The organism is Duganella vulcania, from assembly GCF_009857655.1.
Classification (GTDB): Bacteria; Pseudomonadota; Gammaproteobacteria; order Burkholderiales; family Burkholderiaceae_D; genus Rugamonas; species Rugamonas vulcania.
Map to the genome: position 1 here is coordinate 23,294 of NZ_WWCX01000064.1, position 12,410 is coordinate 35,703.

The 12,410-nt window shown below is 63.1% G+C and carries 10 protein-coding genes; 9 read left to right on the forward strand and 1 reads right to left on the reverse strand.

Annotation, left to right across the window (positions count from 1 at the left end; genetic code table 11):
* Positions 1-22 precede the first annotated feature (22 nt).
* The 9 genes from fusA (at position 23) to GTP90_RS25305 (ending at position 11,963) form a co-directional block, all read left to right on the forward strand.
* Positions 23-2,128 (forward strand): elongation factor G, encoded by a 2,106-nt coding sequence (fusA, locus tag GTP90_RS25265; protein WP_161086123.1) that lies wholly within the window; start codon positions 23-25, stop codon positions 2,126-2,128.
* A gap of 69 nt (positions 2,129-2,197) precedes the next feature.
* Positions 2,198-3,388, forward strand: a complete 1,191-nt coding sequence (gene tuf / locus GTP90_RS25270; RefSeq protein WP_117012690.1) for an elongation factor Tu — start codon at positions 2,198-2,200, stop codon at positions 3,386-3,388.
* Between the two features lie 127 nt (positions 3,389-3,515).
* Positions 3,516-3,833 (forward strand): 30S ribosomal protein S10, encoded by a 318-nt coding sequence (rpsJ, locus tag GTP90_RS25275; RefSeq protein ID WP_117014469.1) that lies wholly within the window; start codon positions 3,516-3,518, stop codon positions 3,831-3,833.
* A 307-nt stretch (positions 3,834-4,140) separates the two neighbouring features.
* The gene (locus tag GTP90_RS25280; RefSeq protein ID WP_161086124.1) at positions 4,141-6,933 is read left to right on the forward strand and encodes a TonB-dependent receptor plug domain-containing protein; all 2,793 of its coding nucleotides are present in this window, start codon (positions 4,141-4,143) and stop codon (positions 6,931-6,933) included.
* 122 nt (positions 6,934-7,055) lie between these two features.
* Positions 7,056-7,901 carry a DUF817 domain-containing protein gene (locus GTP90_RS25285; RefSeq protein WP_161086125.1) on the forward strand — a complete coding sequence of 282 codons (846 nt, stop codon included), beginning with the start codon at positions 7,056-7,058 and terminating at the stop codon, positions 7,899-7,901.
* A gap of 129 nt (positions 7,902-8,030) precedes the next feature.
* Positions 8,031-9,488: a UbiA family prenyltransferase gene (locus tag GTP90_RS25290; protein WP_161086126.1), complete on the forward strand. Its 1,458-nt coding sequence runs from the start codon at positions 8,031-8,033 to the stop codon at positions 9,486-9,488.
* Complete coding sequence (locus tag GTP90_RS25295; RefSeq protein ID WP_161086127.1) at positions 9,488-9,919, forward strand: GtrA family protein; 432 nt, start codon at positions 9,488-9,490, stop codon at positions 9,917-9,919. The genes GTP90_RS25290 and GTP90_RS25295 overlap by 1 nt, the downstream gene beginning before the upstream one ends.
* Positions 9,916-11,229 carry an FAD-binding oxidoreductase gene (locus tag GTP90_RS25300; protein WP_371875127.1) on the forward strand — a complete coding sequence of 438 codons (1,314 nt, stop codon included), beginning with the start codon at positions 9,916-9,918 and terminating at the stop codon, positions 11,227-11,229. Before GTP90_RS25295 ends, GTP90_RS25300 begins: the two co-directional genes overlap by 4 nt.
* Entirely contained in the window at positions 11,226-11,963 is a 738-nt protein-coding gene (locus GTP90_RS25305) for an SDR family oxidoreductase (protein WP_161086128.1), read from the forward strand. The genes GTP90_RS25300 and GTP90_RS25305 overlap by 4 nt, the downstream gene beginning before the upstream one ends.
* A 13-nt stretch (positions 11,964-11,976) precedes the next feature.
* Here GTP90_RS25305 and GTP90_RS25310 read toward each other — a convergent pair.
* The coding region (locus tag GTP90_RS25310) for a hypothetical protein (protein WP_161086129.1) at positions 11,977-12,410 on the reverse strand (434 nt) is incomplete at its 5' end.

Here is a 12,410-nt window from a genome sequence, read left to right on the forward strand (position 1 = left end):
ATTAAACGATTTAGGATTAATTATGGCCCGCAAGACCCCCATCGAGCGCTACCGCAATATCGGTATCTCCGCTCACATCGATGCAGGTAAGACCACCACCACCGAGCGCGTTCTGTTCTACACGGGCGTGAACCACAAGATCGGTGAAGTTCACGATGGCGCCGCCACCATGGACTGGATGGAACAGGAACAAGAGCGCGGCATTACCATTACCTCGGCAGCGACCACCTGCTTCTGGAAGGGTATGGCTAACAACTTCCCTGAGCACCACATCAACATCATCGACACCCCGGGCCACGTTGACTTCACCATTGAAGTTGAACGCTCGATGCGCGTGCTGGATGGTGCTTGCATGGTTTACTGCGCAGTGGGCGGTGTACAGCCTCAGTCGGAAACCGTATGGCGTCAGGCCAACAAGTACAAAGTGCCACGTCTGGCCTTCGTCAACAAGATGGACCGTACCGGCGCCAACTTCTTCAAGGTCTACGAGCAGATGCGCGCTCGCCTGAAGGCCAACCCGGTCCTGATCCAGATCCCGATCGGCGCTGAAGAAAACTTCAAGGGCGTGATCGACCTGGTCAAGATGAAAGCCATCATCTGGGACGACGCTTCCCAGGGCATGAAGTTCGACTACGTCGATATCCCTGCAGAGCTGGCCGATTCGGCCGCCGAGTGGCGCGAGAAGATGGTTGAAGCCGCTGCTGAAGCGAACGAAGACCTGATGAACAAGTACCTGGAAGAGGGCGACCTGTCCGAAGCCGAAATCAAGCAAGCGCTGCGTGATCGCACCATCGCTTCCGAGATCGTGCCGATGATGTGCGGTACCGCTTTCAAGAACAAGGGCGTACAGGCCATGCTGGACGCGGTCATCGAGTTCCTGCCATCGCCGCTGGACATCGACGACGTCAAGGGCACCGACGAGCACGACGAGCCTGCAACCCGTAAAGCTTCCGACGAGGAGAAATTCTCGGCGCTGGCGTTCAAGATCATGACCGACCCGTTCGTTGGCCAGCTGGCCTTCTTCCGCGTGTACTCCGGCATGATCAACTCGGGCGACACCGTGTACAACTCGGTCAAAGGCCGTAAAGAGCGTCTGGGTCGTATTCTGCAGATGCACGCCAACCAGCGCGAAGAGATCAAAGAAGTGCGCGCCGGCGACATCGCCGCCGCGGTTGGTCTGAAAGACGTGACCACCGGCGAAACCCTGTGCGATCCGACCTCGATCATCACCCTGGAAAAAATGGTCTTCCCAGAGCCAGTGATTCAACAGGCTGTGGAACCAAAAACCAAGGCTGACCAGGAAAAAATGGGTCTGGCACTGAACCGTCTGGCTCAGGAAGATCCTTCGTTCCGCGTCAAGACCGACGAAGAGTCGGGCCAGACCATCATCGGTGGTATGGGCGAGCTGCACCTGGAAATTATCGTCGACCGTATGAAGCGCGAATTCGGCGTGGAAGCGACCGTCGGCAAGCCACAGGTTGCGTACCGCGAAACGATCCGCAAGACCTGCGAAGAATCCGAAGGCAAGTTCGTCAAGCAGTCGGGTGGTCGTGGTCAATACGGTCACGTGGTTCTGAAGATCGAACCGCAAGAACCAGGCAAGGGCTTCGAATTCGTTGACGCGATCAAGGGCGGTACCGTTCCTCGCGAATACATCCCTGCGGTGGAAAAAGGCGTGCGCGGCACCCTGAACACCGGTGTTCTGGCTGGCTACCCAGTGGTCGACGTCAAGGTCACGCTGTTCTTCGGTTCGTACCACGACGTGGACTCGAACGAAAACGCGTTCCAGATGGCCGCTTCGATGGCATTCAAGGAAGGCTGCCGCAAAGCGTCGCCAGTCATCCTGGAGCCAATGATGGCTGTGGAAGTGGAAACGCCGGAAGACTACGCCGGTACCGTGATGGGCGACCTGTCGTCCCGCCGCGGTATGGTGCAGGGCATGGACGAAATCCCAGGCGGCGGTGGCAAGATCATCAAAGCTGAAGTGCCTCTGTCGGAAATGTTCGGTTACTCGACCACCCTGCGTTCCGCAACGCAAGGCCGTGCGACCTACACGATGGAATTCAAGCACTACTCGGAAGCGCCTAAGCACGTTATCGACGCGATCGTTACCGCTAAAGCTAAGTAATCAGTATCTATTGCCGCCGGGGAGATCCTCCGGCGGCAAATTTAAAACATTGTTCTAAGGAAGAATAAAATGGCAAAAGAGAAATTCGAACGGACCAAGCCGCACGTCAACGTCGGCACCATCGGCCACGTCGACCACGGCAAGACCACCCTGACCGCTGCGATCGCAACCGTTCTGTCGAAGAAATTCGGCGGCGAAGCTAAAGCCTACGACCAGATCGACGCTGCTCCAGAAGAAAAAGCACGCGGCATCACCATCAACACCGCACACGTTGAATACGAAACCGCTGGCCGTCACTACGCTCACGTTGACTGCCCAGGCCACGCCGACTACATCAAAAACATGATCACCGGCGCGGCACAGATGGACGGCGCGATCCTGGTTTGCTCCGCAGCTGACGGCCCAATGCCACAGACCCGCGAGCACATCCTGCTGGCCCGTCAAGTTGGCGTTCCATACATCATCGTGTTCCTGAACAAGTGCGACCTGGTCGACGACGCAGAACTGCTGGAGCTGGTTGAAATGGAAGTGCGCGAGTTGCTGTCGAAGTACGACTTCCCAGGCGACGACCTGCCGATCGTTAAAGGTTCGGCCCGTATGGCGCTGGACGGCGACACCGGCCCAATGGGCGAGCAAGCCATCATGGCCCTGGCCGAAGCACTGGATTCGTACATCCCTACGCCAGAGCGCGCAGTGGACGGCGCCTTCCTGATGCCAGTGGAAGACGTGTTCTCGATCTCGGGTCGCGGTACCGTTGTGACCGGTCGTATCGAGCGCGGCATCATCAAGGTCGGCGAAGAGATCGAAATCGTCGGCATCAAAGACACCGTCAAAACCACCTGCACCGGCGTGGAAATGTTCCGCAAGCTGCTGGACCAAGGTCAAGCTGGCGACAACGTTGGTCTGCTGCTGCGCGGCACCAAGCGTGAAGACGTGGAACGTGGTCAAGTTCTGGCCAAGCCAGGCTCGATCAAGCCACACAACCACTTCACCGGCGAGATCTATGTTCTGTCGAAAGACGAAGGCGGCCGTCACACCCCGTTCTTCAACAACTATCGTCCACAGTTCTACTTCCGTACGACTGACGTGACCGGTTCGATCGAACTGCCAGCGGACAAAGAAATGGTTATGCCAGGCGATAACGTGTCGATCACCGTCAAGCTGATCAACCCGATCGCGATGGAAGAAGGTCTGCGCTTCGCTATCCGCGAAGGCGGCCGTACCGTTGGTGCAGGCGTTGTTGCTAAAATCATCGCTTAATTTTTAAGCGCGGTTTGAAACACGGCCGGCATGGTGTGATACCATGTCGGCCGTTCCAGTAGTAACTCGTTCTTTTAAACATTGCTGACGCTACATAGTTGTCAGTTCGCTCTTTTGAGGAAATATCATGTCCGTTACCAATCAAAAAATCCGTATCCGCCTGAAGGCTTTCGACTACAAGCTGATCGACCAGTCCGCACTGGAAATCGTTGACACCGCCAAGCGCACCGGCGCCGTGGTCAAGGGCCCAGTCCCACTGCCAACCCGCATCCAGCGTTTCGACGTTCTGCGTTCGCCACACGTCAACAAGACCTCGCGCGACCAGTTCGAAATCCGCACCCACCAGCGCCTGATGGACATCGTCGACCCAACCGACAAGACCGTTGACGCACTGATGAAGCTGGACCTGCCAGCTGGTGTTGACGTCGAAATCAAGCTGCAATAATCGCTTTCAAGCCGGCCGGCGGAGCAGTTCTTCCGCCGCCAGCTGATGATGGGGCCGGGCCTGTTCGCCACCGCGAACACGCCCGGCCCCATTGTTTTTTTGTATGAATATTCATAACGTAATTGTTCCGAAAAACAACAAATTCATATGCAAACTAACTAAATAGTAATGTAACGGACTGTAACTCTTGTGTCCGCACCAAGCTTGTGCGAAATTTGCGGGTAGACGTGAAAAGCTAAGTTCATCTTTACCCCTGATGGGCAATAGCGAACGCGCAGATTAAATACACCACATCTGGGAGCAGTTCTTGAAAAACACACTTTTTAAAAAAAGTGCGATCGCACTCGCATTGACCATCGCTTACTCGCAGCACGGCTACGCACAGGAAGCCGCTGAAGCCGAACCAAAACTCCAACGCGTCGAAATCACCGGTTCCAGCATCAAGCGCACCCAGCTCGAAGCCGCCGCCTCGGTGCAGATCCTGAGCCGCGACGACATCGAGCGCACCGGCCAGCACACCATCCTGGGCCTGCTGCGTTCGTCCAGCGCCACCGCCACCAACCTCAACTCGGCATCGAGCAGCTCGGGCAGCTTCGCCACCGGCGCTTCCGGCATCGAAATGCGCAACCTTGGCAAAGTCTCCACCCTGGTCCTGGTCAACGGCCGCCGCATCGCGCCTTACGGCCTGGCTGACGGCGCCCAGGAAAACTTCACCAACCTGGACGCGATCCCGACCGACGCCGTCGAGCGCATCGAGATCCTGAAAGACGGCGCCTCGGCGATCTACGGTTCCGACGCCGTCGCCGGCGTAATCAACATCATCCTGCGCAAGGACTTCGAAGGCGGCAAGGTCACGGTCAACTACGAGACCGCCGACGGCTTCCAGGACAACCGCAACCGCAGCGCCTCGGCGATCTACGGCTACGGCGACATCGACAAGCAAGGCTTCAACACCTACCTGACCTTCGAAGGCTACAAGCGCGACGGCTACACCATGGGTGAAATGCGCGACAAGTACCCTGACTGGTACCGTCAGACCCCGGGCCACTCGACCTGGGATGCCAAGAGCCAGTACTCGCCGACCGGCAACTACTTCTTCAACAGCGCCAAGATCGTTGCCCGTCCTGGCTGCCCGGCCGACCAGATCGACCCGGCCGACAAGCTGTGCAAATTCGACCCGCTGCCGTACACCGGTCTGACGACCAACAACAAGCGCTACGCGGCGATGAGCAACACCCACTTCAAGATCGGCGCCAATATCGACGCCAACTTTGAAATCACCACCGCCGGCGCGACCAACGATTACCTCGTCGCACCACTGTCCACGTTCTCGACCACCTCGTCCAACATTTGGTATAACGCGATCGACGGCAAGATGGTCGGTCCGTTCTTCTATCCGAAGCTGCCAGTTGGCAACAACGGCAATATCAATTCCCAGCCGATCGAGCTGCGCGCCCGTCTGATGGACACCGGCAACGGCTTCAACTTCAACCGCACCGAGTCCGACCAGACCCGCGCCATGTTGGCCCTGACCGGCAGCATCGGCGATTACGACTGGAAATCGGCGGCTGGCTACATGACCTCGTCGGCCACCAAGTCCACCCGCGCGACCAGCGCCAAGGGCTACACCGACGCGATCCTGAACAACACTTACAAGTTCGGCCAGAAGAACGATCCGGCCCTGCTGGAGTCGATGTTCCCGGTCCGTACCACCAAGGGTAAATCGAAGATTTCCTTCTTCGACGCCACCGTGTCCGGCGCGGTTGCCCAGCTGCCGGCTGGTCCTCTGAGCGTTGCGGTCGGTACCGACCTGCGTCGCGAATCGTATGAAATGGCGAGCTCGGACAACGTGCTGCGCGGCGACCTGGTCGGTATCTTCGGCCTGCAAGTCAAGGACACCGTCAGCCACTATGCGCTGTTCACCGAAGCGACCGTTCCAGTGCTCAAATCGCTGGAAATGAGCGCCGCTCTGCGCGCCGACAAAACCAGCGGCACCGAAACCCACGTTTCGCCCAAGGTTGGCCTGAAATTCAACGCCACCGAAACCCTGCTGCTGCGCGGTACGGTTTCGGGTGGTTTCCGTGCGCCTAACATCGTCGAATCCGGTAACGGCCTGGGCCGTAGCGCGGTCTACACGCTGGTCAACGACCTGCGTCGCTGCCCGATCGCCACGCAGTTGAATGACATGGTCCAGAAAGCGCCGAACGCGACCACCACCGACAAGGCGGCCGCCAACACCTTCCTGGGCAACGATTGCAAGGCATCGGTGCCGAGCTTCACCAAGTCGAACCCTGACCTGAAGCCGGAAACCTCGCGTTCGTACACGCTGGGCCTGGTATTTGAACCGGTCAAGAACTGGACCCTGGCACTCGACTACTACAATATCGAGCGCAAGGACGAAATCGGCACCCGCACGATCGGCGACGTTCTGAAAAGCGAAGCTTCTCTGCCGGCTGGCCAGTTGCTGCGCGTGGACAGCACCGCGGCGGACAACGAGTTCCTGGCCCTGGTCCAGAAGTACGTACCGGGCAACACCACCAACTTCCAGGGCATCGGCAAGCTGGGCCTGGTCTACAACCCGTACGTCAACAGTGGCAAGACCAAGGCATCGGGCTTCGACTTCGACATGTCCGGCCGCGTGAAGATCCCGAACGTGGGCGATCTGCGTCTGAAGCTGGAAGGTACCTACGCGCTGAACTACCAGGTCTACCAGGTCGCCGACGGCGCCTACGGTATGAACTCGGCCGGCAACTACGACACCGGCGGCCGTCTGCGCACCAAGCTGCGTGCCTCGCTGAAAGCCGGTCCTCTGGACCACGGCGTCACCGTCAACTACACCGGTGGCTACAGCCTGAACAGTGACGACAACGAGACCTACTGCTCGTCGAGCAATGTCAGCGCCGCCAACATGCCAGCATGCGAACGCGTGCGTAGCAACACCACGGTGGACTACAACCTGGCGTACACCGGCATCAAGAACGTGAAACTGGCTCTGTACATCAACAACGTGTTGAACAAGGACGCCCAAGTGAACTATCGTGACACGTTCACCACGCCGCAGTTCCGCACCTTCGGCGCGAGCGCTTCCTACTCGTTCTAATCGCTTAGAACCCGTAGTGTGAAAAACCAGGCATCCGTGCCTGGTTTTTTTTCGCCTGTTGCCGCTGGACAGATGCCCGCCACGGCGTTAGAGTCGCTTGCCAAAACCTCAACCGTGACGCCATGCTTGCTGCGCTCGACCTCCACCTGCTCGACCACTCGGACCGTCCGGGCCTGCGCGGCTGGCCGCGCTTCGTGCGCGAGTTCCTGTACTTCGGCCTGAAGGAGGCGAGGGCGTGCCTGTTCGTCGCGCTGTTCTTCAGCGCCGTGCTGCTGGTGCCGCGCGCCGGCCTGCTGGGCTTGCCCCGCTACGACGTGCTGCTGGTGGCGGCGCTGGCCATTCAGCTGGGCATGGCGTGGAGCGGACTGGAAACCTGGGACGAGCTCAAGGCGGTCAGCCTGTTCCACGCGGTCGGCTTCGGCCTGGAAGTGTTCAAGGTGTCCGGGGCGATCCAGTCGTGGAGCTATCCCGACTTCGCGTACACCAAGCTGTGGGGTGTGCCGCTGTTCTCCGGCTTCATGTACGCGGCGGTGGGCAGCTACATCATCCAGGCCTGGCGCCTGTTCGACCTGCGCATCCGTCATCATCCGCCGTACTGGATGGCGGTGCTGATCGCCGTACTGATCTATGTGAACTTCTTCACCCACCACTACATCGGCGACTACCGCTGGTACCTGGCGGCCTGCGCGCTGGGGTTGTACGCCCGCACCACGGTGGTGTTCCGGCCGCTGGACCGCGAGCGCCGCATGCCGGTGCTGCTGGCCTTCGTGCTGATCGGCTTCTTCATCTGGCTGGCTGAAAACCTCAGCACCTTCTGGGGCGTGTGGCGCTATCCCAACCAGCTGGGCGCCTGGTCGGCGGTGCATGTGAACAAATGGAGTTCATGGTCGCTGCTGGTGGTGATGACCTTCACCATCGTCGCCCACCTCAAACACATCAAGGCCAGCATTCACGTGCCGGAACATTGACGGCCAGCGTGCCCGCGCACTGCCGGTTTCCCCGGCATGCGGAGCGCTGGTTGTCATTTAGCTGCAAAAATGCTATGGTTGCCGGATTTTTAAGGTCACGCCCCGCCTTTTATGTCCCTGAGCCACCCCATGCCCCCGCCCGATGTTTCCGGCGCCGACGACCTGCCGCTGGTCGTCGACCTCGACGGCACGCTGATCAAGACCGACTTGCTGGTCGAGACCGCCAGCAGCTTCCTGGTCGAACAGCCGTGGCGTGCCGGCAGCCTGCTCGGCTGGCTGGCCGCCGGACGGTCCACGCTCAAGGCCCGCCTGGCGCAGGACACCCGGGTGGAGCTGGCGTCGCTGCCGTATAACGAGGAACTGCTGGCCTGGCTGCGCGCGGAAAAGCAGCGCGGCCGCCGCCTGGTGCTGGCCACCGCCAGCCACCAGACGCTGGCCGACGGCGTGGCCGGCCACCTCGGCCTGTTCGACGAGGTGCTGGGCTCGGACGCCGCCACCAATCTGAAGTCGCACGCCAAGCGCGACGCGCTGGTGGCCCGCTTTGGCGAGCGCGGCTATGAATATGTCGGCAACGACTGGCCCGACGTGGCCATCTGGCGCGGCGCCGCCAGGGCCCACGTGGTCAGCCGCTCGCCGCGCCTGATCGCGGCGGCCCGCCAGCATGGCAACCTCGGCCGCGTGATGGGCGACGGCCGGCTGTCGCCGCTGGCCGGCCTGCTGCGCGCCATGCGGCCCCACCAGTGGCTGAAGAACCTGCTGGTGCTGATGCCGCTGCTGGCGGCCCACCAGTACGGCGACGCGCTGAGCGTCATGCGCGCGCTGCTGGCGTTGGTGGTGTTCAGCCTGACCGCGTCCAGCGTCTACCTGCTCAACGACCTGGTCGACGTCGGCGACGACCGCCACCACGCGCGCAAGCGCCGCCGCCCGTTCGCGTCCGGCCAGCTGAGCCTGGCGGCGGGCTGGCTGGTCTGGCCGCTGCTGCTGGCGGCCGGGGCCGGGCTGGCCGCGCTGGCGTTGCCGCCGCGCTTCATTGGCGCGCTGGCCGTGTATTTTGCGCTGACGCTGGCCTACTCGTTCCGGCTCAAGCAGGTGCCGGTGGTGGACGTGCTGTCGCTGGCCGCGCTGTACACGCTGCGCATCGTCGCCGGCGCCTTCGCGGTCTCGGTGGAACTGTCGTTCTGGTTGCTGTCGTTCTCGATGTTTGTCTTCCTCAGCCTGGCCTTCATCAAGCGCTACAGCGAGCTGCACGCGGCCCGCCAGGCCGGCCAGAGCCAGCCGCTGCGCGGACGCGGCTATGTGCAGCAGGATTTGGAGCTGGTCTCCAGCCTGGGCAGCAACGCCGGCTACATCGCCGTGCTGGTGCTGGCGTTCTACATCCAGGACGCGCGCACGGCGCGGCTGTACGCGCACCCGACGCTGATCTGGCTGGCGTGCCCGCTGATGTTGTACTGGATCTCGCGCGCCTGGCTGATCGCCCACCGCGGCCAGATGCACGACGACCCCATCGTGTTCGCGATCAAGGACCGCGTCAGCTGGCTGGTCGGCGCGCTGCTGGCCGTCGTGTTCGTGCTGGCGAGGGCGCTGTGATGCGCGGCGACGCCCGCCTTGCCGCGCTGTACGCGGTGTTCGCCCTGATCGCCACCGCGATCAACATCGGCTGCCAGGCCGTGGTGATCTGGATTTATCATGGCCCGTACGCCGTGCCGCTGTCCATCCTGGTGGGCACCGGCGCCGGCCTGCCGGTCAAATACCTGCTGGAGAAGCGCCACATCTTCGGCTTCGAGTCGGACAGCCTGGCGCACGACGGCAAGCTGTTCGTGCTCTACAGCGTGATGGGCGTGGTCACCACGGCGGTGTTCTGGGGCGTCGAGTTCGCCTTTTCGCATCTGTACGGCACCGACGCCATGCGCTACGTCGGCGGCGCGCTGGGCCTGACCATCGGCAACCTGATCAAATACCAGCTGGACAAGCGCTATGTGTTTGTCGCGCCGGCCGCGCCGATGGCGGGGGCGGCGTGACCGTGCTTGAAGGCTGGGGCCGCTACCCGAGGCAGGAGGCCCGCCTGCTGCTGCCGCTGTCGGCCGGCCAGTGCGCACAGCGCCTGCGCGCGGCCGCCGCGGACGGGACGCTGATCGCGCGCGGCCTGGGCCGGGCCTACGGCGACAGCGCGCTGGCGCCGCAGGTAATGGCGATGGGGCAGCTCGACCAGTTCATTGCCTTCGACCCCGAGACCGGGCTGGTGCGCTGCGCCGCCGGCGTCACGCTCGACACCATGCTGCGCACCTTCGTGCCGCGCGGCTGGTTCCTGCCGGTCACGCCGGGCACGCGCTACGTCACGCTTGGCGGCGCCATCGCCAGCGACGTGCACGGCAAGAACCACCATGTGGACGGCACCTTCGGCACCCATGTGCGTGAGCTCGATCTGTTGCTGGGCAACGGCGAGCGGGTGACCGTCTCGCCCGCCGCGCATCCCGAGCTGTTCCACGCCACCTGCGGCGGCATGGGCCTGACCGGCGTGATCCTGGCGGCCACCGTGCAGCTCAAGCGGGTGCCGTCGAGCGACGTCATCGAAACCACCATCAAGGCGCCCAACCTGGACAGCGCGCTGGCCGCCTTCGAGCAGCACGGCGCCAGCACCTACTCGGTGGCGTGGATCGATTGCCTGGCGCGCGGCGCCAGCCTGGGCCGGTCGCTGCTGATGCTTGGCGAGCACGCGCCCGCCGGCGAGCTGGTGGCGCCGGAGAAGGGCGCGCTGCCGGTGCCGTTCGACCTGCCGGCCGGGCTGCTGAACCGCGCCAGCGTGCAGGCCTTCAACACGCTGTACTACCACCGCGTGCTGCGCCAGCGCAGCACGCGCCGCGTGCCATATACGCCGTTCTTTTATCCGCTGGACGCGCTGTCCGGCTGGAACCGCCTGTACGGCAAGGCCGGCTTCCTGCAGTACCAGTTCGCCCTGCCGCGCCAGGCCGGCGCCGCCGGCATGCGCGCCGTGCTGGCCGCCATCGCCGACTCCGGCCGCGGCTCCTTCCTGGCCGTGCTCAAGGCTTTCGGGCCGGCCAACGCCCACCATTTGTCGTTCCCCATCGAAGGCTATACGCTGGCGCTGGATTTCAAGGTCGAGCCGGCCGTGTTCGCGCTGCTTGACCACCTCGACCGCATCGTGCTCGAGCACGGCGGCCGCCTGTACCTGGCCAAGGACGCCCGCATGAGCGCCGAGACCTTCCGCCGCGGCTATCCGCGCTGGCAGGAGTTCGAGCAGGTGCGCGCGCAATGGCACGCGCACGGGCGTTTCGCCTCCACCCAATCCCGCCGTCTAGGACTCTTATGAAAAAAATCTTGATTATCGGCGCCAGTTCGGCGATCGCCCAGGCCGCCGCCCGCCAGTGGGCCGCCCAGGGCCACGCGCTTTACCTGCTGGGCCGCGACGAGGAACGCCTGTCCGCGCTGGCCGCCGACCTGGCGGTGCGCGGCGCCCCGGTGGCCCGCCATGGCGTGCTCGATGTGAACGAGTTCGCGCTGCACGCGGCCGCCATCGACGCGGCCGCCGCCGCGCTGGGCGGCCTGGACACGGTGCTGATCGCGCACGGCACGCTGGGCGACCAGAAGCTGTGCGAACAGGATTTCGCCGCCGCGCTGCGCGAGCTGAACACCAACGCCATCAGCGTGATGTCGCTGCTGACCTTGCTGGCCAACCGCTTCGAGGCGCAGCGCCACGGCACCCTGGCCGTGATCGGCTCGGTGGCCGGCGACCGCGGCCGGCAGTCCAACTATGTGTACGGCACCGCCAAGGGTGCGCTGGCGATTTTCCTGCAGGGCTTGCGTAACCGCCTGCATCCGGCCGGCGTGCGCGTGCTGACCGTCAAGCCGGGCTTTGTCGATACGCCGATGACGGCCTCGTTCAAGAAGGGGCCGCTGTGGGCGACGCCGGAAGCGGTGGCCGCGGCCATCGTGGCCGCGGTCGAACGCGGGCGGGACGTGATCTACACGCCGTGGTTCTGGTGGGGCATCATGACGCTGATTAAGCTGGTGCCGGAGCGCGTGTTCAAGAAGCTCAAGCTGTAACGCCCACCCCGGCTCAGCCCGGCGTGACGCGGATTTCGTACAGCGTGAGCGGCCGCTTGCCGGTCCAGTTGTTGCGGAACTCCAGCCGTGCTCCGCCCTGCCATGGGGCCACGGCGAACGGCAGCGTCACTTCCTGCACCGTGTCTTCCGTTCCGTTCAGGCCGCGCACCAGCAGCGACCGGCCCGCCGCCGTGTCGTAGACATCGAACAGGGAGACCGGTTCGGTCGCGGGCGCGGCGCTGCGGTAGCGCAGCGTGACGCGGTAGGTGCCGCTGGACAGCGGCAGGTAGGGGCCGAAATTGAGCATGCCCGGCAATTCCGCGCCGGGTTGCGCCGTGCGCGCGGTGCCGTCCACGTGCCCGGTCTGACCCGGCAGGCTGGCCGCCGTCAGCACAATCGCGCCGCCACGCTGGCCCGGCGCCATGCCGGCCGCCACGATGGCGACGG